The organism is Kitasatospora sp. NPDC088779 (assembly GCF_040685395.1).
Taxonomy (GTDB): Bacteria; Actinomycetota; Actinomycetes; order Streptomycetales; family Streptomycetaceae; genus Kitasatospora.
The window spans coordinates 196,593-220,453 of record NZ_JBFBHW010000005.1 but is presented as its reverse complement, the minus strand read 5'-3'; the positions used below and the strand labels follow the sequence as shown (position 1 = coordinate 220,453).

Annotated in this window: 14 protein-coding genes; 6 read left to right on the top strand and 8 right to left on the bottom strand. The window is 73.5% G+C overall.

Going from position 1 to position 23,861, the window contains the following annotated elements:
• Nucleotides 1–51 precede the first annotated feature (51 nt).
• Nucleotides 52–3,693: a beta-N-acetylglucosaminidase domain-containing protein gene (locus tag AB0P03_RS06615; RefSeq protein WP_363627969.1), complete on the bottom strand. Its 3,642-nt coding sequence runs from the start codon at nt 3,691–3,693 to the stop codon at nt 52–54.
• Here AB0P03_RS06615 and AB0P03_RS06610 point away from each other — a divergent pair.
• The 3 genes from AB0P03_RS06610 (at nt 3,692) to AB0P03_RS06600 (ending at nt 6,803) form a co-directional block, all read left to right on the top strand.
• Nucleotides 3,692–3,949, top strand: a complete 258-nt coding sequence (locus AB0P03_RS06610; RefSeq protein WP_363580368.1) for a hypothetical protein — start codon at nt 3,692–3,694, stop codon at nt 3,947–3,949. The two genes, AB0P03_RS06615 and AB0P03_RS06610, sit on opposite strands and share 2 nt — an antisense overlap.
• A gap of 420 nt (nt 3,950–4,369) precedes the next feature.
• Nucleotides 4,370–6,463, top strand: a complete 2,094-nt coding sequence (malQ, locus tag AB0P03_RS06605; protein ID WP_363627999.1) for a 4-alpha-glucanotransferase — start codon at nt 4,370–4,372, stop codon at nt 6,461–6,463.
• Between the two features lie 106 nt (nt 6,464–6,569).
• Complete coding sequence (locus AB0P03_RS06600; protein WP_363580370.1) at nt 6,570–6,803, top strand: hypothetical protein; 234 nt, start codon at nt 6,570–6,572, stop codon at nt 6,801–6,803.
• Nucleotides 6,804–6,986: 183 nt separating this feature from the next.
• Here AB0P03_RS06600 and pepN read toward each other — a convergent pair whose 3' ends face one another.
• Complete coding sequence (pepN, locus tag AB0P03_RS06595; protein WP_363580372.1) at nt 6,987–9,569, bottom strand: aminopeptidase N; 2,583 nt, start codon at nt 9,567–9,569, stop codon at nt 6,987–6,989.
• Nucleotides 9,570–9,734: 165 nt separating this feature from the next.
• Nucleotides 9,735–11,465: a PQQ-binding-like beta-propeller repeat protein gene (locus tag AB0P03_RS06590; RefSeq protein WP_363627968.1), complete on the bottom strand. Its 1,731-nt coding sequence runs from the start codon at nt 11,463–11,465 to the stop codon at nt 9,735–9,737.
• Between the two features lie 418 nt (nt 11,466–11,883).
• Between AB0P03_RS06590 and AB0P03_RS06585 the strand changes: the two genes are divergently transcribed.
• The 3 genes from AB0P03_RS06585 (at nt 11,884) to AB0P03_RS06575 (ending at nt 16,882) form a co-directional block, all read left to right on the top strand.
• Nucleotides 11,884–13,062, top strand: coding sequence for an ROK family transcriptional regulator (locus tag AB0P03_RS06585; RefSeq protein WP_063349467.1), 1,179 nt, complete (start codon nt 11,884–11,886; stop codon nt 13,060–13,062).
• 245 nt (nt 13,063–13,307) lie between these two features.
• Nucleotides 13,308–15,215, top strand: coding sequence for a 1-deoxy-D-xylulose-5-phosphate synthase (gene dxs, locus AB0P03_RS06580; protein WP_363580376.1), 1,908 nt, complete (start codon nt 13,308–13,310; stop codon nt 15,213–15,215).
• 137 nt (nt 15,216–15,352) lie between these two features.
• Nucleotides 15,353–16,882: a glycosyltransferase family 39 protein gene (locus tag AB0P03_RS06575; RefSeq protein WP_363580378.1), complete on the top strand. Its 1,530-nt coding sequence runs from the start codon at nt 15,353–15,355 to the stop codon at nt 16,880–16,882.
• A gap of 75 nt (nt 16,883–16,957) precedes the next feature.
• On the opposite strand, the gene AB0P03_RS06570 is transcribed toward AB0P03_RS06575, so the two are convergent.
• From AB0P03_RS06570 to AB0P03_RS06550, 5 genes are all read right to left on the bottom strand, one after another.
• Nucleotides 16,958–19,087 carry a 3-hydroxyacyl-CoA dehydrogenase NAD-binding domain-containing protein gene (locus tag AB0P03_RS06570; protein WP_363618750.1) on the bottom strand — a complete coding sequence of 710 codons (2,130 nt, stop codon included), beginning with the start codon at nt 19,085–19,087 and terminating at the stop codon, nt 16,958–16,960.
• A 2-nt stretch (nt 19,088–19,089) separates the two neighbouring features.
• Nucleotides 19,090–20,334 (bottom strand): acetyl-CoA C-acyltransferase, encoded by a 1,245-nt coding sequence (locus AB0P03_RS06565; protein ID WP_363580382.1) that lies wholly within the window; start codon nt 20,332–20,334, stop codon nt 19,090–19,092.
• 238 nt (nt 20,335–20,572) lie between these two features.
• Nucleotides 20,573–21,817 (bottom strand): HRDC domain-containing protein, encoded by a 1,245-nt coding sequence (locus AB0P03_RS06560; protein WP_363580384.1) that lies wholly within the window; start codon nt 21,815–21,817, stop codon nt 20,573–20,575.
• 163 nt (nt 21,818–21,980) lie between these two features.
• Nucleotides 21,981–22,715 (bottom strand): response regulator transcription factor, encoded by a 735-nt coding sequence (locus AB0P03_RS06555; RefSeq protein ID WP_063349472.1) that lies wholly within the window; start codon nt 22,713–22,715, stop codon nt 21,981–21,983.
• 320 nt (nt 22,716–23,035) lie between these two features.
• Nucleotides 23,036–23,698 (bottom strand): DUF3000 domain-containing protein, encoded by a 663-nt coding sequence (locus AB0P03_RS06550; RefSeq protein ID WP_363368843.1) that lies wholly within the window; start codon nt 23,696–23,698, stop codon nt 23,036–23,038.
• Nucleotides 23,699–23,861 lie beyond the last annotated feature (163 nt).

The following is a 23,861-nucleotide window of genomic DNA, read 5'->3' as shown; positions in this document are numbered from 1 at the left end:
CCACCGGGGAGCACGGCGGCCCGCCGCGTTGTCCGGTGGGGGAGGCAGCGGCTACTGCTTCGGCGGCGGTGTCCCGCCCGTCATCCCGCCCGTCGTCCCGCCCGGAGTCCCGCTCGCCGGGGGCGTGGCCGGGGCGCTCGGAGCGGTCGGGGCCGTGGTCGGGGCCGTGGTCGCGGTGGTGGCGCCGCCGCCCGGCGGGGCCGGGGGGACGGCCGGCGGCTGCGACGGGGGCGGCGGGGTGACGGCGTACAGCTCGACGCCCCACAGCGAGTAGCCGTACTTGTTGGCCCGGGCCACGCCCTGCACCCGGAGGAACCGGGCGTCCGGAGCGTCGAAGCGCACGGTCTCGTCGCCGCCCTTGCCGTTGTCCACCGTCGCCGCGTCGGTCCAGGTGGTGCCGTCCGCCGAGACCTGGAGCCTGTAGGCGGCGGCGTACGCGGCCTGCCAGTGCAGCACCGCCGCGCCCAGGTGGGTCGCCTGCGGAAGTTCCAGCTGCACCCAGGCGTCGTCCTTGGCGGGGGAGGACCAGCGGGTCTTCGGGTCACCGTCGGTGACCGCCGAGGCGGGGAAGTTCGGCGTCTCGTCGCCCGAGGAGGTGGCCTTCGCGCCGAGCGCCAGGTCCGGACCGCTGGTCGGCGGCACCACACGCACCTGGAGCACCTGCTTCACGGTGGTGGCGCCGGCCGCGAACTGCACCGGTACCTGGTATGTCCCGAACGGCGTCCCGGGAGCGGCGCTGACCAGCAGCGGCACGCCGATGCGGCCGCCGCGCGGCACGGTCACCCCGGCCGCCGGGGTCACGGTCAGGCCCTTGGCCGCGGCCGGCACCTCGGTGTGCAGCTCGCCGCTGGTCCCCTCGGGGCGGCCGGCCTCGACGGTGGCCCGGGTCTGGGCGGGCGCGGCGGCGCCGGCCACCACGTCCAGGGTCGGGTCGGACAGGCTGAGCCGGGCCGCCGGGACGTCCGCGTACCAGGGGATCACCTGGTTGACCACCGGCGGGTCGCCGCCCGGCTTCCAGGCCAGCCGGAACGCGTCGGCGGCCTGCCCGCCGGCCGGCAGCTCGTTGTAGCCGGGCTGCACGGTGCCGATGTCCGTCCAGCCGCCGTCCGAGCGGCGCACCGAGACGGTGGCGGTGGCGTGCACGCCCGGGTCGGTGAGCACGGTGAGCCGGTCGAGCGGGCGGGCGGCGCCCAGTTCGACGGTGAGCGGCTCGTCCTGCGCGGTGGGCGGCTTGGCGGCCCGGTACGCGGTGTCCGGATTGCCGTCCAGCACCGCGGACGCCGAGGAGCCGGGCAGCGCGGCGGGGCCGCCGGTGACGCTGGCGGGGGCGTCGTCGGGCGCGGTGACGGTGAACTCGCGCACCGCGACGGCGGTCTTCTGGGCGGCGGTGGCCCGCAGCCGCACGGCCCGCACCACCGAGCCGGCCGGCAGCTTGGCGCTGACCGACTTCTGGTTCTTGACCACGGCGAGCTGCTTCCAGCCGCCCTCGCCGGTGCTGTACTCCAGCACGCCGTCGTGGAGGTAGTCGTCGACCGCGCTCCGGCCGTCCGGCCCGTTGCCCCAGGAGCCCATCAGCACGGTGACGGCGCCGACCGGGCGCCCGCCGCCGAGGTCGACGCCGACCGCGTCGCCGGGCTGCGGGGGAGCGGAGCTCCAGTAGAACGTGTCGGCCACGCCGTCGGTCATCAGCGCGGGCAGGTGGTCGTGCGCGGTGCCCATGGTGGTGGTCGGGGTGATCCCGCCGCCGGCCACCCCGGCCCAGTTGTCGGCGGCCCCGACGGCCCGCTCCAGGAACGGGTCGAGCACGCCCGCGCCGATCGTGGCCGGGCTCTGCGCGAGCTGCTCGCGCAGCCGGTTGAGCTCCACCCGGGCCTTCCAGGCAGCCGCGCCGTCGCCGCCGTGCTGGGCCAGCAGCATGTCCAGCGCGGACTGCCCGGCCAGCCCGTAGTCGTGCAGCGGGGCGAGCCAGGGCGCGGCCTCGGCGGCGAGCTGGGCGGTGGCCTGGGTGCCGGCGAGGGTCTGCTGGGCGGTGGCCATCGCGGCGAAGGCGTCCCGCAGGGGCGCGGCGGCCTCTATCAGCTTGGCGAGGTCCGACGCGGTGCCCGAGGTGGGCTCGGCGGCGGCCCAGAACCGGTCGAGCAGCGGCGTCAGGTAGCCGGACTCCTGCTGGGACAGCGGCGAGGAGGAGCTGTTGCCGGCCAGCGCGGTGACCGCGGACAGGGCGGTGCCGGCGGGCGTGCTGCCGGCACCGGTCGGGCCGGCGAGCGAGCGCACCGCGGCCTGCCAGGAGTCCTCCGGCCGGTAGCCGGCCGGGTTCCAGGCGAAGTCGCCGGCCGTGGCGAGGGCGATCCGGGAGGCCATCGGCTGCTGCATGGCACCGGTGAGCATCACCGCCGAGCGGGTGGCCACCTCCGGTTCGCGCCCGGTGTAGGCGCCGAGGAAGAGCCGGTCCGGGCTGGCATCGTTGACCGGGTAGTTGTCCATGGTGACCAGCGGGTGGCCGTACAGGTCGCCGGTCTCGGCGGCCTGGGCGCCGGTGATCTTCTCCGGGATCACCCCGCCCCCGCTCCAGGCCACCTGCACGCCGTCCGGCAGCGCCGCGGCCAGCGCCTTGCGGTACGGCGTGACGCCCTGCTTGTGGTACTCGGTGGGCACGACGGACAGCGGCGCCAGGCCCGGGTTGCGCGCGATCAGCCGGTCCCTCACCTTGGTCACCAGCGCGGCCTGCGCCTTGGCGGCCGCGGCCGGGCCGGTGCCGTAGGTGTCGCGGTCGTCGCCGCAGTGCCACTCGTCGTAGCTGACGTCCAGGAACTGGAGCTGGAAGGCGGTGAAGCCGAGCTTGCGCAGCCCGTCCAGCTTGGCCACCAGCGCGTTCACGTCCTTGCCGGAGCTGAAGCAGAGGGACTGCCCCGGGTCGATCGCGTAGCCGAGCGTGACGTGGTTGCGCCGGGCCGCGGCGCCCAGTTCGCGCAGCTCGTCGGCCTGGGCGGCGGGGTAGGCGTCGCGCCAGCGGGAGAGCCGGAACGGGTCGTCACCGGGGGCGTAGAGGTAGAAGTTCTGCTTGGAGCGGCCGAGGAAGTCCACCTGGTCGAGCCGCTGCTGCGCGGTCCACGGGCTGCCGTAGAACGCCTCCGCGGTGCCGCGCACCGGCGCGCCGCTCGGCCAGTCCCGCAGCGTGATCCCGGGCAGGCCCAGCCCGGCGGCGCCCGGCGCCTGCCCCTGCCCGGCCGGGACGGCGGCGAGCAGCTGGCGCAGGCTCTGCACGGCGTAGAAGGTGCCCGCCGCGTCCGCGCCCGCCAGCACCACCGCGCCGTACGTCCCGCCGCCCCGGGCCGGCAGCTGACCGACCGACAGCACGTACCCGCCGGCCGGCATGCCCGCGGTCGAGGGGGCGGCGCCGTCCTTGCCGCCGGCCGCGGCGGACAGCGCGCGCAGCGTCCGGTCCGTCCCGCCGTCGGCGGCCTCGGCCGGTCCGCCGACGTACACCACCAGCGACCCGGCGGCCGGCGCGTCGGCGTCCGGCTGCGGGGTCACGGTCGTCGCCCCGGCGATCTCCAGCACCTCCCGGACGGCGTCCAACGCCCCGAGGTCCGCGTCCGGCGCCGGCACCAGCGTCACCACGGCCGGCACCGCGACCGGCTTGCCGGCCACCGTCTGCTCCTGCGGACGCGGGAACACCTGCGGGTTCGTCATGCTCCCCAGCGGCGTCTGCGGTGCGCTGCTCACCACGTCCGGCCCCGCCGACGCCGCGTACGCCGCCGACGGCACCGGCCCGGCCAGCAACCCGCCGACCACCGCCGCCGCCGCGACCCCCGCCGCGATCTGCAGCGTCCGCCGCCCCGGCCGCCCCGCCGCCCGCCGGGCCCGCTCCGCCCGCCCCGACGCCAGCAGCGGTTCCGTCCCCTTGAGACCGGCGATCAGCCGGTCCGCCGTCCTGGGCGCCAGTTGACGGCACGTCCGCGCTGTGGCCCGCCGCGCCGCCAGCGCCGCCGGGTGGTACAGCACCTCCCGCAACGCCGCACTCCGCTCCAACCGCTGCCGCAGCCGCCGCCCGGCCACAACGGACACTCGGGCTTCCACAGGAGCCTCCTCGCCAGGCCTGGACCACATCGCCGCAACCCCACCAGCTACCCAACCCGGTGTCAACGCAACCGCCCGGTATGCCTGATCTGCCCCGGTTCGAGAATTCGGTCCGGGGTCGCGGCAGCCCCCGGCCGGCAGGCCGATCCACCCGCGCGATCGTGTCGCGCAGCGTCGTCGGGCCGTCACCCGGGTAGGACTGTGGTCGTCCTGACCAGGCGTTGCCGAGACATCGCAGGAGCCGCGAGTGGCCGCTTATCTCGACCGTGACGGAGCCGACGGGCTGAGGGTGCCGACGCAGGACGCGCCGCCGCCACCGCCCGAACTGGTGGCGCTGGCGCAGGCGTACGGGGTGGACACCCGGTACCCCGGGCCGGGGGGTGTGACCGTGGGGGCGCGAACGCTGGTCGCGGTGCTGGCGGCCCTGGGGGTGGCGGCGGGGACGCCGGAGCAGGCGCGCGAGGCGCTGGAGCGTCACCGGGCCGCGCAGCAGGCCCGGTTGCTGCCGCCCTGCGTGGTGGTCCGTCAAGGGCGGCGGACGGCGCTGGACGTGCCGGCCGACGCGCGGCTGCACGTGGAGCTGGAGGACGGCGGGGTGTGGGAGCTGCCGCGCGGCCACTCGCACTGGCTGCCGCCGGACCTGCCGCTCGGGCGGCACGTGCTCAGGGCGGAGAGCGGGGAGGGCAAGGCCCAGGCGGCGCTGATCGTCGCACCGGAGAAGCTGCCCCCGCTGCCCGGCTACAGCTGGGGCTTCCTCGCCCAGCTGTACTCCGTCCTGTCCGACCGTTCCTGGGGCATGGGCGACCTCGGCGACCTCGCCGAGCTGGCCCAGTGGGCGGGCGCCGGCCTCGGCGCGGGCTTCGTCCAGATCAACCCGCTGCACCAGGCGCTGCCCGCCGCACCCGCCGCCCCCACCGACCCGTCCCCCTACCGCCCCTCCTCCCGCCGCTTCGCCGATCCGGTGCACCTGCGGGTCGAGGCCGTCCCCGAGTACGCCTACCTGACGGGCGACCAGCGCGCCGAGGCGGAGGAGCTGGGCCGCCGGGCCGCCCGGCTGCGCGACGAGGTGCTGGGGCACGACGGCCTGATCGACCGGGACGCCGTCTGGGCGCTCAAGCGCGAGGCGCTGGAACTGCTGCACGAGGTGCCGCGCGGCCCCGGCCGCCAGGCCGCGTACGAGGCCTACCAGCGCCGCGAGGGCGACTGGCTGCGCCGGCACGCGCTGTGGAACGCGCTCGCCGAGGCGCACGGCGCCGACTGGCACGGTTGGCCGAAGGGGCTGCGTCACCCGGACGGCCCACAGGTGGGGCACGCCTCCCGGGAGCTCGCCGACCGGGTCGAGTTCCACCGCTGGCTCGCCTGGCAGGTCGACCAGCAGCTCGCGGAGGCCCAGCGCGCGGCCCGGCAGGCCGGCATGCCGGTCGGCCTGATCCACGACCTGGCCGTCGGCGTCCACCCGGACGGCGCGGACGCCTGGGCGCTCCAGGACGTGCTGGCCGGCGGCATCTCCGTCGGCGCCCCGCCGGACGCCTTCAACGCCCACGGCCAGGACTGGGGCCTGCCGCCCTGGCGCCCGGACGCGCTGGCGGCGGCCGGCTACACCCCGTACGCGGAGCTGCTGCGCACGGCGGCCCGGCACGCGGGCGCGGTCCGGATCGACCACGTGATGGGCCTGTTCCGGCTCTGGTGGGTGCCGGACGGCCACCCGCCGACCGAGGGCGCGTACGTCCGCTACGACGCCGAGGCGATGCTCGGCGTGCTGGCCCTGGAGGCGCACCGGGCCGGGACGGCGGTGATCGGCGAGGACCTGGGCACGGTGGAGCCGGGCGTCCGGGAGGAGCTGGCGGCGCGCGGGATCCTCGGCACCTCCGTGCTCTGGTTCGAGCGGGACTGGCAGGGGGCGGGGGAGATCCTCGCCCCGGACCGCTGGCGCCCGGGCTGCCTGGCCACCCTCACCACCCACGACCTGCCGAGCACCGCCGCCCGGCTCTCCGGCGAGCACGTCGAGCTGCGGCACCGGCTCGGGCTGCTGGCCCGTCCGCTGGGCGAGGAGCAGGAGGAGGCGGTGGCCGAGCTGGCGGACTGGCGGGCCGAGCTGACCGCGCGGGGGCTGCTCGCGCCGGGCGAGCCGCTGTCGATGCCGGTGCTGTACCGCTTCCTGCGCGCGACCCCGGCGGAGCTGGTCGGCGTCTGGCTGCCGGATCTGGTCGGCGATCCGCGCCCGCAGAACCTGCCCGGCACCTGGGACCAGTACCCGAACTGGCGCCTGCCGGTCGCCGACGGGGCCGGCGACCCGGTCACCCTCGACCGGCTGGCCGCCACCCCGGCCGCCCGCCTGCTCGCCCACCTGCTGGCCCCGCCCGGCGCCCACCCCGCCGTCTGACCCCGCCGTGCGGCCCCGCCGCCTGACCCCGGCACCGCGGACGGCCCCCTTCCGGAAGGCCGACCCCGACGCGCGGGGGGTCATAAGCGGCGGGTAAGTTGGAAACGTGGACAAGAGGAACGCTTTGCGAGCCGGCGCGGTCTCCGCAACGGTCACGCTGATGATGCTGCTGTCGTCGCCCGCCATGGCCTTCACCAGGGACGACGGCGACGACCCGGGTCCTGGCCTGAGCGTCGGCCAGACCATCGGCCTGTACGTGCTGATCCCGATCGCCGCCTTCGTGATCATCGCCGCCCTCGCGGGCCTGCCGTACGGCAAGGGCAAGGGCAAGAAGAAGTAACCACCGCGTCCACCAGGACCTGCACGACCCCGAAGGGGCACCGGAGATCTCCGGTGCCCCTTCGGGCGTTTCCAGCGCACCTTGACGGCGCCCGACGGCGCCCGACGGCGCCCACCGCGACCCCGAAGGCGCCCACCGGAACCCCGACCGGGGCCCCGACGGGCGCCTCAACAGCTCAGCAGGTCAGCGGCCGGCGCCCGCCGCCCGGTCGACCGCCTGGGCCTTGAGCGCGCGCTCGATCCCGGCCCGGGCCTCGACGACCTGGCGCCGCAGCGCCGGGGCCGGCTCGGCCTCGGCCAGCCACGCGTCGGTCGCGTCCACGGTGGCCTGCGTGACCTGCAGCGCCGGGTACAGCCCGCCGATGATCTGCTGCGAGATCTCGTGGCTGCGGGTCTCCCAGACCTCCTTGACGGCGGCGAAGTACTTGGCCGCGTACGGCGCGAGCAGCTCCTGCTGGTCGGACTGCTGGAAGCCCGCGATGGTCGCTTCCTGGACGTAGTTGGTGAGGGTGTCCGACTCGACGACGGCGGTCCAGGCCTCGGCCTTGGCCTCGGCGGTGGGCCGGGCGGCGCGGCAGGTGGCGGCGTGCTCCTGGCCGGCCGCGGTGTTGTCGCGGGCCAGCTCGGCCGTCACGGCGGCCTCGTCGGCGCGCCCGGTGGCGCAGAGCCGGGTGAGCAGGGTCCAGCGCAGCTCGGTGTCGACGGCGAGGCCCTTGATCTCGGCGGTGCCGTCGAGCAGGCCGGCGAGCAGGCCGAGCTGCCCGTCGGTGCGGGCGACGGAGGCGAGGGTGCGGGCCCAGGAGAGCTGGTGGTCGCTGCCGGGCTCGGCGGCGCGCAGGTGCTCCTCGGCGGCGGCGGCCCACTGGGCGAGGCCCTGCTCGCGCCAGTCGGGGTCGGTGTAGGCGTCGAGGGCGAGCCGGACCTGGCGCTGCACGGACTGCACGACGCCGATGTCGCTCTCCCGCCCGATGCCGGAGAGGGCGAGCGCCAGGTAGTCGCGGGCGGCGAGTTCGCCGTCGCGGGTCATGTCCCAGGCGGAGGCCCAGCACAGGGCGCGCGGCAGCGACTCGGTGAAGCCGCCGAGGTGCTCGGTGACGACGGCCATCGAGTCCTCGTCGAGCCGGATCTTGGCGTACGAGAGGTCGTCGTCGTTGAGCAGCACGACGGCCGGGCGGTGCCGGCCGACGAGCTCGGGCACCTCGGTGCGCGGGCCGTCGACGTCGAGCTCGATCCGGTCGGTGCGCACCAGCGCGCCGTCGGCGAGCTCGTACAGGCCGATGGCGATGCGGTGCGGGCGCAGCACGGCCTCGCCCTTGGCGCCGGTGGGCAGCGCGGGGGCCTCCTGGAGGACGGCGAAGGACTCGATCTCGCCGTCGGTGTTCAGCGTGATGGCGGGCCGCAGCACGTTGATGCCGGCGGTCTCCAGCCAGGCCTGGGACCAGGTCCGCAGGTCGCGGCCGCTGGCCTCCTCCAGGGCCCCGAGCAGGTCGGTGAGTCGGGTGTTGCCCCAGGCGTGGCGCTTGAAGTAGGCCTGCACGCCCTGGAAGAAGGCGTCCTGGCCGACGTACGCCACCAGCTGCTTGAGCACCGAGGCGCCCTTGGCGTAGGTGATGCCGTCGAAGTTGACCTGGACGTCCTCCAGGTCGTTGATGTCCGCCATGATCGGGTGGGTGGAGGGCAGTTGGTCCTGCCGGTAGGCCCAGGTCTTCATCTGGTTGGCGAACGTGGTCCAGGAGTGCGGCCACTTGGAGCCGGGGGCCTCGGCCTGGCAGACGGCCTCGGCGAAGGTGGCGAAGGACTCGTTGAGCCAGAGGTCGTTCCACCACTCCATGGTGACGAGGTCGCCGAACCACATGTGGGCGAGCTCGTGCAGGATCGTCGCCGCGCGGGCCTCGTAGGCGGCGTCGGTGACCTTGGAGCGGAACACGTACTGGTCGCGCAGGGTGACGGCGCCCGCGTTCTCCATCGCGCCGGCGTTGAACTCCGGGACGAACAGCTGGTCGTACTTGGCGAACGGGTAGGGGAAGTCGAACTTCTCCTGGAAGTAGTCGAAGCCCTGCTTGGTGACGGCGAAGATGTCCTCGGCGTCCAGGAACTCGCGCAGCGAGGGGCGGCAGTAGACGCCCAGCGGCACCTTCTGCGCGCCGTTCTCGTAGGTGTCGAAGACGCCGACGTACGGGCCGGCGACGAGCGCGGTGATGTAGGTGGAGATCCGGCCGGTGGGCTCGAACGTCCAGACCTGCGAGGCGCCCTCGCCGACCGGGGTCGGGGTGGGCGAGTTGGAGACCACGACCCAGCCGGTGGGGGCGGTCACGGTGAACGCGAACGCGGCCTTCAGGTCGGGCTGTTCGAAGGAGGCGAAGACGCGGCGGGCGTCCGGCACCTCGAACTGGGTGTACAGGTAGGTCTCGCCGTCGACCGGGTCGACGAACCGGTGCAGGCCCTCACCGGTATTGGTGTAGGCGCAGTTGGCGACGACGCGCAGCTCGTTCTCGGCGGCCAGGTTCGGCAGCGGGATCCGGCTGTCGGCGAAGCTCTCCGGGTCGAGCGGCGCGCCGTTGAGGGTGATCTCCTCGACGCTCGGCGCGACGAGGTCGATGAACGTGTCCGCGCCGGGGGTCGTGGCCGTGAACCGGACCACGGTGGTGGACCGGAAGGTGCCTCCTTCGCGGGCCGAACTCAGGTCGAGCTCGATGTCGTACGCGTCCACGTGGAGGAGGTCGGCCCGGGTGCGGGCCTCCTCGCGGGTCAGGTTGGTGCCGGGCACTCGCTGCACTCCTTCGTCAGGCTGATGGGGCGAATCCTCCCATGACCCAACGGACGGGCTCCCGGAAAAATCGCAGGCGGGGCGGGTCCGGACAGATCGCCCGTTCCCGCCCCGCCAGGACGAGCCGCGAGGGCCCGTGTCCGAGGGGTGCTCAGCCCCCCGCCGTCACTTCTTCCACTTGGTCAGCGGTGCGTCGGAGCTGCCGCGGCGGAAGGCGTACACGGCGCTGCCGTCGCTGGAGAGGACGTACTCGGACATGCTCATCCCGATGTCCAGGCCGTTGGGCATGGCCATGGTGCCGAGGTCGGTCATCGAGCCGTCGGCAGGCGAGAGCGTCACCAGCCGGGCGGGCTTGTTGTAGCCCTGGCTGACGATGGCGCGGACCTTGCCGTCCTTGTCGGTGCCGGACACCAGCCGGATGTCCTGGTTGGACGTGGCGCTGGCGGCGGACCAGATCCGCTTGCCGGTGGTCAGGTCGTACGCGTTGACGGCCGACTTGGCGCCGGTGATCTGGGCGTACAGGGTGGTGCCGCTGACCACGTTCTGGCTGTAGGCGTCGGACTGGCCGGACAGCCGAAGGCTGTCCGCGCCGGGCTCCTTGACCGACATCTGGTTGCCGGGCTTGTTGCTCTTGTCGAACGGCAGGATGTAGTCGCCGTTGGGGCCGCTGCTCATCAGCAGCACCAGCGGCTGGTCCTGGACGACCTTGTCGATCCGCTCGATGCTGCCGGTGAGGGTGATCGGCGTGCTGGCGGCCTTGCCGCTGTCGGCGTCCACGATGACCAGCTGCGACTTCGGGCCGGAGCCGCCGTAGCAGCGGTCGCTGACCGCGATCTGGCTGCCGGCCGCGCGGCCGTAGAGGCTGCAGTCCTTGTCGCGCGGCTGGAACTGCCAGGCGGCCGAGCCGTTGTCGATGTTCAGGCCGCCGACCACGTTGCCGCCGATGGCGACCACCTTGTCGGTGACGCTGAGCGTCGGCGAGGACATCCGGTCGGTGGAGACCTTGACGCTCCAGAGCAGCTTGCCCTGGCTGACGTCGACGGCGCCGATGGTGGAGCAGTCGCTGTCACCGGTGTTGAAGGAGACGGCGGCGATGTTCTTCGAGTTGGCCGAGTAGGAGGCGGTGCACACCTCCTTGCTGCCGGCCGGGACCGGGATGTTCCAGGCCTCCTTGCCGTCGGAGGTGTTGTACGCCCGGATGCCGGTGCTGTCGGCGCGCACCGCGACCTTGTCGCTGCCCCAGATGCCGAGCAGCTGCGAGCCGCTGTCCGCGTTGGCGGCCTTGGGGGCGTTCCAGGCGATGTTGTAGCCGGCCCCGCCGGTGTTGCCACCGGTGGTGCTGCCGCTGGTGCTGTCGGCGGTCGGGGCGCTGGTGACGGTGCCTCCGGAAGTGGCGCCACCGGACGTGGTGGTGCCGCCGGAGCTGGCGTTCGGCGTGGGGTCGGGGTCGTTGCCCTTGAGGAGCACGACCAGCCCGGCGACGATGGCGATCGCCAGGACGCCGCCGATGATCCCGCCCCACAGCATCACGGGGTTGCGCTGCTTGGGCGCGGGGGGCAGCGGCGCGCCCGGGTAGTACCCGGGCTGCTGCTGCGGGTATCCGTAGCCGGCGCCGTAGGCCTGCCCGCCGTCCGGCGCGCCGTAGGCGCCACCGGGCATCGGGTCGTACGGGCCGACCGGCGCCCCGGCCGGCGGCGGCGGAGCCTGGCCGGGGAAGGCGGCCGCGGTCGGCGCGTACGGCTGGTAGCCGGCACCGGCACCGGCACCGGCACCGGCACCGGCACCGGCGGCGGGCGGCTGCGCGGGCGGAGCCGGCGGCTGGGCCGGCGGCGGCCCGGCGGGCGAGGCCGGGCCCGGGATCGCCGCGCCGTCGAGCTGTGTCACCTGGTCCGCCACGGCGGCCGGATCCACGCCGCCGGGCGGGCGCCCGAACGAGACGCCCCGATTGTCCTGCGGGCCGCTGCCCGGCACTGCGCCTGCCCCCGGCGTAGGGTGATCCCCTGCCATCTGATTCCCCGTCATTCCTGGAAGCGTCCCCCTGCCGATACCGCCCCGCGGTCCGGGGGGACGCGTGAGATAGGGCACCATGCTAGTGGTGGGTGTTTTTCGGTCGAACCCAGGACTCCGTCGGCCCGTTTCCGTCCGCTCCCCCGCCACCTCCCCCCGCCACTTTCCCCCGCCGCTCCCGGACCCGCCGCCGGTCCCCGTCGCCCCGTCCCGGCCCGATCAGCGCCGATCCGCGGCACAGGCCCTACCCTTCAGGAGTTGAAGGGGACGTCCCGGCGGAGGGGTCCCCGCCCTGGGAGGGTGGATCATGTCGACGGACACACCGGGCTCGCAGTCGTCCTTGCACCGGGCGAACCTGGAGCGGGTGCTGCGCGCGGTGCGGACGGCCGGCTCGCTGACCCAGGCCGAGATCGCCCGCGGCACCGGCCTGTCCGCGGCCACCGTCTCCAACATCGTGCGGGAGTTGAAGGAGAGCGGCACCGTCGTGGTCGCCGACACCTCCTCCGGCGGCCGGCGGGCGCGCAGCGTCTCGCTCAGCGGGGACGCGGGCATCGTGGTGGGCATCGACTTCGGCCACACCCACCTGCGGGTCGCGGTCGGCAACCTCGCGCACCGGGTGCTCGCCGAGGAGAGCGCCCCGATCGACGTGGACGTCTCCGCCGCGCAGGGCTTCGACCGGGCCGAGGCGATGGTGGAACGGCTGCTCCGGCAGGCCGGGTTCCGCCCGGAGAAGGTGATCGGCGTCGGCCTCGGCGTGCCCGGCCCGATCGACGTGGAGACCGGTGCGCTGGGCTCCACCGCGATCCTGCCCGGCTGGACGGGCATCGCCCCGGGCCGGGAGCTGGCCGAACGGCTCGGCATGCCGGTGCACGTGGACAACGACGCCAACCTGGGCGCGCTCGGCGAACTGGTCTGGGGGGCCGGGCGGGGGCTGAGCGACCTCGCGTACATCAAGGTCGCCAGCGGGGTCGGCGCCGGACTGGTGGTCAACGGCCAGATCTACCGTGGGCCGGGCGGCACCGCCGGTGAGATCGGGCACATCACCCTGGACGAGGCCGGGCCGGTCTGCCGCTGCGGCAATCGCGGCTGCCTGGAGACCTTCGTGGGCTCCCGCTACCTGCTCTCCCTGTTGACCCCGACCCTCGGCCCGGACCTCACCCTGCCCCGGGTGGTCGAGCTGGCCCATCAGGGTGACCTCGGCTGCCGCCGGGTGATCGCCGACGCCGGCCGGCAGATCGGCACCGGCGTCGCCACCCTGTGCAACCTGCTCAACCCGCGCCGGGTGATCCTCGGCGGCGACCTCGCCGAGGCCGGTGAGCTGGTGCTCTCCCCGATCCGCGACTCGGTGGCCCGCTACGCCATCCCGAGCGCCGCCCGCCAGCTCTCGGTGGTCCCCGGCACGCTGGGCGGCCGGGCCGAGGTGCTCGGCGCGCTGGCCCTGGTGATGAGCGAGATGGGGGAGTCCGGGGCGCTGGGGCGGGGCTGAGCCGCTGCGGCCCGGATCGTTCCCGAACGTCCATTCGTCAATCCAGGGTGACGCGCGACCCCCGGGCCGACCTCCGGGAATGGCGGTAACGGGTCGGTGGCACCGGGCGCGCCGCTCGGTGTCCGGCAAGCGGACATTAGACTCGACCGGTCGGCACCGGCCGCGACCGCCGGCCCGCCGCCAGACCGGGCAGCGACGCCCGTCGGACCGCCCGCGGTCCGCGAACACTGAACGAGGAGGAACGGGTGGCCCTGCTGACCCGCATTCGGGGACCGCGTGATCTCGACCGGCTCACGCCGGGACAGCTGGCCGCACTGGCCCAGGAGATCCGGACCTTCCTGGTGACCGAGGTCGCCAAGACGGGCGGCCACCTCGGCCCCAACCTCGGCGTGGTGGAGCTCACCATCGCGCTGCACCGGGTCTTCGACTCGCCGCGCGACCGCATCCTCTTCGACACCGGCCACCAGAGCTACGTCCACAAGCTGCTCACCGGCCGCCAGGACTTCTCGATGCTGCGGATGAAGGGCGGCCTGTCCGGCTACCCGTCCCGCGCCGAGTCCGAGCACGACGTGATCGAGAACTCGCACGCCTCCACCGTGCTCTCCTACGCCGACGGCCTGGCCAAGGCCAACAAGATCCTCGGCAAGCCGGACCCGGTCGTCGCGGTCATCGGCGACGGCGCGCTCACCGGCGGCATGGCCTGGGAGGCGCTCAACAACATCGCCGACGCCAAGGACCGCCCGCTGGTCATCGTCGTCAACGACAACGAGCGCTCCTACTCGCCGACCATCGGCGGCCTGGCCAACCACCTCGCCACCCTGCGCACCACCCAGGGCTACGAGCGCTTCCTCTCCTGGGGCAAGGACGCGCTGCAGCGCACCCCGGTGGTCGGCCAGCAGCTGTTCGAGACGCTGCACGGCGCCAAGAAGGGCCTCAAGGACTTCATCGCCCCGCAGGGCATGTTCGAGGACCTCGGCCTCAAGTACATCGGCCCGATCGACGGCCACGACCTGACCGCCCTGGAGTCCGCGCTGACCAAGGCGCGCGGCTTCGGCGGCCCGGTGATCGTGCACTGCCTCACCGAGAAGGGCCGCGGCTACCACGCCGCGGAGAACAACGACGAGGACCGCTTCCACGCGGTCGGCAAGATCCACCCGGAGACCGGCCTGCCGATCAAGAACGCCGGCGGCCGGAGCTGGACCTCGGTCTTCGCCGAGGAGATGGTCGCGCTCGGCCACGAGCGGGACGACATCGTCGGCATCACCGCCGCCATGCTCCACCCGGTCGGCCTCGCGCCCTTCGCCGAGGCCTTCCCGGACCGCATCTTCGACGTCGGCATCGCCGAGCAGCACGCCGTCACCAGCGCCGCCGGCCTGGCCACCAACGGGCTGCACCCGGTCTTCGCGGTCTACGCGACCTTCCTGAACCGGGCCTTCGACCAGGTCCTGATGGACGTCGCCCTGCACAGGCTGGGCGTCACCTTCGTGCTCGACCGGGCCGGCGTCACCGGCGACGACGGCGCCTCGCACAACGGCATGTGGGACATGTCGATGCTGCAGATCGTCCCGACCCTGCGGCTGGCCGCCCCGCGCGACGCCGACCAGGTCCGCGCCCAGCTGCGCGAGGCCGTCGAGGTCAAGGACGCCCCGACCGTGGTCCGCTACTCCAAGGGCACCGTCGGCCCGGCCGTCCCGGCGGTCGGCCGGATCGGCGGCATGGACGTGCTGCGCGCCGCCGAGGAGCCGGGCGGCACGCACCGCGCGGACGTGCTGGTCGTCTCGGTCGGCGCGATGGCCGCCACCAGCCTGGAGGTCGCGGACCTGCTGGCCGCCCAGGGCATCACCGCCACCGTGGTGGACCCGCGCTGGGTCAAGCCGGTGGACGCCGCCCTGCCGGGCCTGGCGGCCGAGCACCGGGTGGTCGTCACGATCGAGGACAACGGCCGGGTGGGCGGTGTCGGCGCCGCGGTGGCGCAGGCGCTGCGCGACGCGGACGTGGATCTGCCGGTGCGCGACTTCGGGATTCCGCAGGAGTTCCTGGACCACGCGAGCCGGAACGAGATCCTGGCCGAGATCGGCCTGAACGCCCCGGACATCGCCCGAAAGGTGACGGCCCTGGTCGCCGGCCTGGACGCGGCTCGGGTCGAGGCCTGAGAACGGGCCCGGAACGCGTTCCACCGACGACCGTTCGTCGTAACTCCGTAACAGTTCGTCACGAAACAAGCTGACAATCGCACCGAAAGGCGGGACCGGCGCCGCCCGCGCCGATCCCGCCCGGTAGGTTGTCATCCGTGCCCACCCCCACCCGCTTCCGCTTCGCCGGAATGGCCGAGCGCCTGCCCGAGCGCGTCCGTACCCATGTGCAGACCGGGTACTGGACGAGGCTGGTGCCGGTGCTCGCGCTGGTCGCACTGCTCACCCACATCCCGTCCTTCGCCCGGCCCGTCTGGAGCCCCGACGAGGGGTTCCTGGCCACCCAGGCCCGGATGCTGGCCGACGGCGGAGTGCTGTACGACACCGTGGTGGACCGCAAGCCGCCGTTGCTCCCCTGGCTCTACCAGGCCTGCTTCACGATCTTCGGCTCCGCCTCGCTGTGGCCGCTGCGCACCCTGGCGGTGGGCGCCCACCTGGTCACCGCGATCCTGCTGGCGTCCATCGCCCGCGGCCGCTGGGGCAACCGGGCCGGGGCCGGTGCGGGGCTGCTCTACCTGCTGGTCTCCATCGGGCTCTCCCCGGAGGACACCCAGGCGGCGACCTTCGAGGTCTTCATGCTGCCCGCCATGGTGGCCGCGTTCCGGTACGCCGAGCGCCGCCGCTGGCTGGCCGCGGGCATCGCGGTGGCGCTCTGCTCGCTGACCAAGCAGACCGGCGGCGCGGTGCTGCTGCCCGTGCTCTGGATGCTGTTCCAGGACGCCCGCCGGCGCGGGGTGCGCTGGCCGCCCGCCCTGTTCAAGATCGGCTTCGGCTTCATCCTGCCGATAGCGCTGGTCGCGGTCATCCTGACCAAGCCCAAGGGCTTCCTGTTCTGGGTGGTCACCGGCAGCGGGGACTATGCCTCCTTCGGCGGCGCCTGGCTCCAGATGATCGGCCGCGCGCTCGGCAACTCGGCCATCCTGGTCGCGGCCGGGCTGGGCTTCCTGCTCCCGGTCGGGCGCCGGCTCTGGCTCAAGCACCGCCACCGTCCGCTGCCCGTCGCCGGGGAGGAGCACGGCTCCACCGGCGACCTGTGGGTCTGGCTGGCCTCCTCGGTCGTCGCGGTCAGCGTGGGCTTCCACTTCTTCGGCCACTACTACCTACAGCTGATCCCCCCGCTGGTGCTGCTGGGCACCGGGGCGGTGGCCACCTCGGCGGTCCGCTGGAAGCCCGTCCTGGTGTACACCACGGTCGCCTCGACGGTCTTCTGGGCGCTGGCCCTGGCCTGGCCGGGGGAGCGGCTCGACCGCACCACCGAGGTCGCCACCGCGGTCGCCGCCCAGACCACCCCCAAGGACACCGTCCTGGTCTGGGGCATGCACCCCGAGCTGTACTGGTTGGCCGACCGCAAGCCCGCCACCCGCTACCTGACCGCCGGCTTCCTGACCAACTACAGCGGCGGCAAGGACGGCAACGCCAACGTGGGCGAGCAGTTCAGCGTCAGCAACGCCTGGCAGACCTTCGACAAGGAGCTCGCCGACAACCTGCCCGAGGTCGTGGTGGACGACTCCGGCATCGCCCCGTACCAGCCGGTGCTGGTCCCGCGGATCGAGAACCTGCTGGACACCCACTACGAGATGGTCGGCGTCTTCGCCGACACCGTGGTCTACCGCCTCAAGAAGAGCTGACCGCCCCCGCACATGCCGGAGCCCCGGTGACCGTCCAGGTCACCGGGGCTCCGGCATGTGCGGGGGCGCTACGCGTTACGCGGGCACCGAAGCCACGCCGGGGGCGAGGAAGCGCTTGCCGTTCACCCGCTCCGAGACGCCCTCACGGTCCAGGTACGGGGTGATCCCGCCCAGGTGGAAGGGCCAGCCGGCGCCGGTGATCATGCAGAGGTCGATGTCCTGCGCCTCGGCGACGACACCCTCCTCCAGCATCAGGCCGATCTCCTGGGCCACGGCCTCCAGGGCGCGGTCCAGGACCTGCTCCTCGGTCAGCACGGTGTCGCCGAAGGTCAGCAGCTCCAGCACCTCGGGGTCGAGGACCTGCTTGCCGTCCACCCAGGTGTAGAAGCCGCGCTTGCCGGCCTTGACCACCTTGCCGAGGTTCTCGGAGACGGCGAACCGCTCCGGGAACGCGCCGTGCAGGGTCTCCGAGACGTGCAGCGCGATGGCCGGGCCGACCAGCTCCAGCAGCACGATCGGGGACATCGGCAGGCCGAGCGGCTCGACGCCCTTCTCGACGGTGGCGATCGGGGTGCCCTCGTCGATGATGGTCTGGATCTCGCCCATGAAGCGGGTCAGGATCCGGTTCACCACGAACGCCGGGGCGTCCTTGACCAGCACCGAGGTCTTCTTCAGCTTCTTCGAGACGCCGAAGGCGGTGGCCAGCGAGGCGTCGTCGGTCTGCTCGCCGCGGACGATCTCCAGCAGCGGCAGGATCGCGACCGGGTTGAAGAAGTGGAAGCCGACGACCCGCTCGGGGTGCTTCAGCTTCGAGGCCATCTCGGTGACCGACAGCGAGGAGGTGTTGGTCGCCAGCACGCAGGTCGGCGAGACCACGTTCTCCAGGTCCGCGAAGACGGTCTGCTTGACGCCCATCTCCTCGAACACGGCCTCGATCACGAAGTCCGCGTCGCCGAAGGCGGCGGCCTTGTCGAGCGAGCCGCTGACCAGGCCCTTGAGACGGTTGGCCTTGTCCTGGCCGATCCGGCCCTTGCCGAGCAGCTTGTCGATCTCGGCGTGGACGTAGCCGACGCCCTTGTCGACGCGCTCCTGGTCGATGTCGGTGAGGACCACCGGCACCTCCAGACGGCGGGCGAACAGCAGCGCCAGCTGCGAGGCCATCAGACCGGCGCCGACGACGCCGACCTTGCTGACCGGGCGGGCCAGCGACTTGTCCGGCGCGCCGACCGGGCGCTTCGCCCGGCGCTGCACCAGGTTGAAGGCGTAGATGCCGCTGCGCAGCTCGCCGCTCATGATGAGGTCGGCCAGGGCCGCGTCCTCGGCGTCGAAGCCGGCCTGGAGGTCGGAGTCCTTGACCTGCTGGATGATGTCCAGCGCCTTGTAGGCGGCCGGCGCGGCGCCGTGCACCTTGGCGTCGGCGACCAGGCGGCCCCAGGCGACGGCGTCGTCCCAGGCCTTGCCGCGGTCGATCTCCTCGCGCTCGACGACGACGTCGCCCTTGAGGACCTTGGCGGCCCACAGCAGCGACTGCTCCAGGAAGTCGGCCGGCTCGAAGATCGCGTCGGCGATCCCCAGCTCGAACACGTCCTTGCCCTTGAGCTGCTTGTTCTGGTTCATCGAGTTCTCGATGATGACCTTGATCGCCTTCGAGGGGCCGATCAGGTTCGGCAGCAGGGTGCAGCCGCCCCAGCCGGGGACGAGGCCCAGGAAGACCTCCGGCAGCGAGAACGCCGGGACGCCCGCGCTGACCGTGCGGTAGGTGGCGTGCAGGCCGACCTCGACGCCGCCGCCCATCGCCGCGCCGTTGTAGAAGGCGAAGGAGGGGACGGGCAGCGCGGCGATCCGCTTGAAGACCTCGTGGCCGCCCTTGCCGATGGCCAGCGCGTCCGCGTGCTCCTTGAGCAGCTCGACGCCCTTGAGGTCGGCGCCGACCGCGAAGATGAACGGCTTGCCGGTGACGGCGACGGCGACGACCTTGCCCTCGGCGGCCTCGGCCTCGACCTGGTCCAGCGCGGTGGACAGCTTCAGCAGCGAGCCCGGGCCGAAGGTGGTCGGCTTGGTGTGGTCGAAGCCGTTGTCCAGGGTGATCAGGGCCAGCTTGCCGGCCTGCAGCGGCAGGTCCAGGTGGCGCACGTGCGCGGTCGTGACGACCTCGCCGGGGAACAGCTCGGCGCCGTGCTGCAGCAGCTCAGTGGTGCTCGTCATGTTCACTTACCACCCTCGAGCTCGGACGACTTTTCCGCTCCGCTCCAGTGCGGGTTCTCCCAGATGACGGTCCCGCCCATGCCGAAGCCGATGCACATCGTGGTGAGGCCGTAGCGGACGTCCGGGCGCTGCTCGAAGCGGCGGGCCAGCTGGTTCATCAGGCGCACGCCGGAGGAGGCCAGCGGGTGGCCGAAGGCGATCGCGCCGCCGTACGGGTTGACCCGCTCGTCGTCGTCCGCGATGCCGTAGTGGTCGAGGAAGGACAGCACCTGGACGGCGAAGGCCTCGTTGACCTCGAAGGCCTGGATGTCGTCGATGGTCAGACCGGCCTTGGCCAGCGCCTTCTCGGTGGCCGGCACCGGGCCGATGCCCATGACCTCGGGCTCCACGCCCGCGAAGGCGTAGGAGACCAGGCGCATCTTGACCGGGAGGCCGAGCTCCTCGGCGACGTCCTCGGCGGCCAGCAGCGAGGCGGTGGCGCCGTCGTTGAGGCCGGCCGAGTTGCCCGCGGTGATGTTGCCGTGCGGGCGGAAGGGGGTCTTCAGACCGGCCAGGCTCTCCATCGTGGTGCCCGGGCGCATCGGCTCGTCCACGGTGGCCAGGCCCCAGCCGGTCTCGCCGACCTCGGGGTTGGTGTTGCGGATCGAGATCGGTACCAGGTCGGGCTGGATGTCGCCGTTGGCGTACGCCTTGGCGGCCTTCTCCTGCGAGCGCACGGCGTAGGCGTCGCAGCGCTCCTTGGTCAGGTGCGGGAACCGGTCGTGCAGGTTCTCCGCCGTCATGCCCATGAACAGGGCGGACTCGTCGACCAGCTTCTCGGAGACGAAGCGCGGGTTCGGGTCGACGCCCTCGCCCATCGGGTGGCGGCCCATGTGCTCGACGCCGCCGGCCACGACCACGTCGTACGCGCCGAAGGCGATGCCGCCGGCGGTGGCGGTCACGGCCGTGAGCGCACCGGCGCACATGCGGTCGATCGAGTAGCCGGGGACGGACTTGGGTAGGCCGGACAGCAGGGCGGCGGTGCGCCCGATGGTCAGACCCTGGTCGCCGATCTGCGTGGTGGCCGCGATGGCGACCTCGTCGATGCGCTCGACGGGCAGGTTCGGGTTACGGCGCACGAGCTCCCGGATGCACTTGACGACCAGGTCGTCGGCGCGCGTCTCGTGGTAGATGCCCTTCGGGCCGGCCTTGCCGAACGGGGTGCGGACGCCATCGACGAAGACGACGTCCCTCACGGTACGAGGCACGGGGGCTCTCCTCCCAGGGACCAACATTTGAGGTGGGCAGGCTGCCGCCGGTGAAGACCCGAGCGGCGCCGCTTCACCGTCATGCTACCGGTCGGTAACCAACCTGCCCAGGCCTCACGGAGGGTTCACCCCGTGTGTCCCGCGACACGTCCGACCGGCGGAGTTCGAAAGACGGACCCCGAATACGCCGAAGGGGGTGTCGTCACGAGGACGGCACCCCCTCCGGACGCGCTCCAGGTCAGTCCTGGGCGGCCGCGGCCTCGGCGAACGCGGCGGCCACCACCGGCGCCACCAGGTCGACCTGCCACTGCCGGGCGCCGAGCCGGCGCAGCGCGGCGGCCACGCCCGCGGCGGCCGGATCGGCCGGCGGCTCCCAGGAGACCCGGCGCACCAGGTCCGGGGTGATCAGGTTCTCGGCCGGCAGGTTGTGCCGCTCGGCGAGGTCCGCGACCGCGGCGCGCGCCCCGGACAGCCGGGCGGCGGCCACCGGGTCCTTCTCGGCCCAGGCCCGCGGCGGCGGCGGCCCGTCGTGCGGCGCGGAGGCCGGCGGCAGCTGGTTCTCCGGGACCTCCCGGCCCCGCTGGACGGCCGCCAGCCACTGCTCCAGCTGGCGCCGGTGCACCCGCGGCCCGAAGCCCTGGACGCCCTGCAGCGCGGCGATGTTCAGCGGCATGGCCAGTGCGGCGTTGACGATCGCGGCGTCCGAGAGCACCCGGCCCGGCGAGACGTCGCGCTCCTGCGCCAGCCGGTCCCGGGCCAGCCACAGCTCGCGCACCACGGCCAGCTGGCGGCGCCGGCGGACCTTGTGCAGCTGCGAGGTGCGGCGCCACGGGTCGGTGCGCGGAGCCGGGCGCGGTGCGGCGGCGATCGCCGCGAACTCCTCCAGGGCCCAGCCGAGCTTGCCCTGGGCGTCCAGCTCCTGTTCGAGTGCGTCGCGCAGCTCGACCAGCACCTCGACGTCCAGAGCGGCGTAGCGCAGCCACGGCTCGGGCAGCGGGCGGGTGGACCAGTCGACCGCGGAGTGCTCCTTGGCCAGGCTCAGCCCGAGCACGCTCTCGGTCATCGGCCCGAGGCCGACCCGGGCGAAGCCGGCGATCCGCCCGGCCAGCTCGGTGTCGAACAGCTGCCGGGGTCTCATGCCGACCTCGGCCAGGCAGGGCAGGTCCTGGGTGGCCGCGTGCACCACCCATTCGGTGTCGGCGAGGGCGTCGCCCAGGCCGCTGAGGTCGGGGCAGGCGATCGGGTCGATCAGCGCACTGCCGGCGCCCGCACGGCGCAGCTGAATGAGGTACGCGCGCTGCCCGTAGCGGTAGCCGGAGGCCCGCTCGGCGTCGACGGCGACCGGTCCGGTGCCCCCGGCGAAGGCGGCGACGGTGGCGGCCAGCGCCTGCTCGTCCGCCACGACGGGCGGGATCCCCTCCTTCGGTTCGAGGAGCGGGACCGGGGCTGCTTCTTCTGGGATGGCTGCTACGGCGTCGGTCACCCACCAAGGGTACGACGGTCCTCGCGGCCGGGAGTGTTGTCGGACTGGTCAGACCGGGTCCGTGACTATGCCACGGGGCCCGGGCGGTGGCCGAGGGGCACGGCTACGGCGGCCGAGGAGGAAACGTTCCTCCTCGACCGCCGTGGCGGGTCCGTCCGAGGACTCAGTGGATGATGCCGGTGCGCAGCGCGACCGCGACCATCCCGGCGCGGTCGCCGGTGCCCAGCTTGCGGGCGATCCGGGCGAGGTGGCTCTTGACGGTGAGCGCGGACAGGCCCATCGCCACCCCGATCGCCTTGTTCGACTGTCCTTCGGCGACCAGCCGCAGCACCTCGACCTCACGGCCCGACAGCTCGCGGTAGGCGGACTGCTGTGTGCCCGGCGCACCGGGCGCACCGGGGGCTCCGTGGGTTCCGTGGGCGCCCGGCGCACCCACGGCGCCCGGCATGCCCGGCATGCCGGGGCGGCGCATCCGCCCGGCCAGCCCGGCGGCGCCGAGCGGCAGACCCGGGCGGCCGGGCATCGCCACGTTGGTGCGGGTGCCCGTGACGACGTATCCCTTGACGCCGCCGGCCAGCGCGCTGCGGACGGCGCCGATGTCGTCGGCGGCGGACAGGGCCAGGCCGTTGGGCCAGCCCGCGGCGCGGGTCTCGGCCAGGATGGTCAGGCCGGAGCCGTCCGGCAGGTGTACGTCGGCGACGCAGATGTCGCGCGGAGTGGAGACCCGGGGGCGGGCCTCGGCGATCGAGGACACCTCGATCACGTCCCGGACGCCGAGCGCCCACAGGTGGCGGGTGACGGTGTTTCGGACACGGGGATCGGCGATGACCACCATGGCGGTGGGCTTGGTCGGCCGGTAGGCGACCACGTTTGCGGGGTGCTCAAGAAGGACCGACACCAGGCCTCCTGCGGGGAGTGGCGGACGGAACCCCGAGGGGGCGGTCGGAGTGTTCCGCGTTCGGAAAGGGTCACAGTCTGCTTCGGCAGCTACCGTGCCCGGCTTTAGCGAAAGATCACGATCTAGTGAGTAACAATACGGACAAATCGCGCATATGAGTGATACGACCCGTCCTGAATTCGCACAAAATCGATCAGATCTGGTGCTGATCGGTCGGTTTCAACCGGTTAATTGACCCAGAGCGGGTTCGAAGTCACACTCCGTCAGCCCTGGGGGTGGCATCGGGGCGGTCGGGGCCGCCCGGCCCGGTGCGCCACTCCTCAGTGCGAACGAGGACGCCGCCGCGCGGGCATCGGGACCACCCCACCGAGTGACGGCACATCGGCCGGCGCCTGCGGGGCCGGCGCGGCCGGCGGCAGGCCGGCGCTGATGCACAGCAGGTCCCCCCAGGCCGCCAGGTGCCGCTCGAACCGGCCGTCGGCCGGCGTCCAGGAGGCCCGGATCTCGATCTCGGTCGAGGACGGGCGGTCCGCCAGCCCGCCGAAGTACTGCGAGGCGCAGTGGCTCACCGTGCCGGACGGCTCCGCGTACCCGGCCCCGTGCGCCTGCAGCGAGTCCAGCAGCCAGGCCCAGCCGACCTCCGAGAGCATCGGGTCGCCGGCCATCTCCGGCTCCAGCTCCGCCCGGGTCATCGTCACCACCCGGAACTCCCCGTTCCAGGCCTCCTGCCCGGCCGGGTCGTACAGCAGCACCAGCCGGCCGTCCGCCAGCTCCTCGCCGTCCACCTCCACCGAGGCGGTCACCGCGAACGCGTACGGGGCCAGCCGGCGCGGGGCCGGCGCGGGGGAGAGCTGGATCTCGGGCCGCAGACGTGCTCCGTCGAGGGCCTCCACGGCGGCCCGGAACTCGCTCGGAGCCCCCTCCCGACCTGTTCCGCCACCTGCTCCGCCACCCTGCGCGGGGTGCCCGCCGACCGCTGCCATGACCCGAAGACTAGGTCGAAAACCGCGGTTAAGGCCGCAACTTCCGTCCGAGCGGCGTGCCGGAACGGCAAACCCGGCCAGATCTTGGAGGAACCGACGAGACCGGCCGGGAAGAGCGCCCCGAGGCGCATGCGAAGATTTGGACCGTGAGCGAGACTACGGC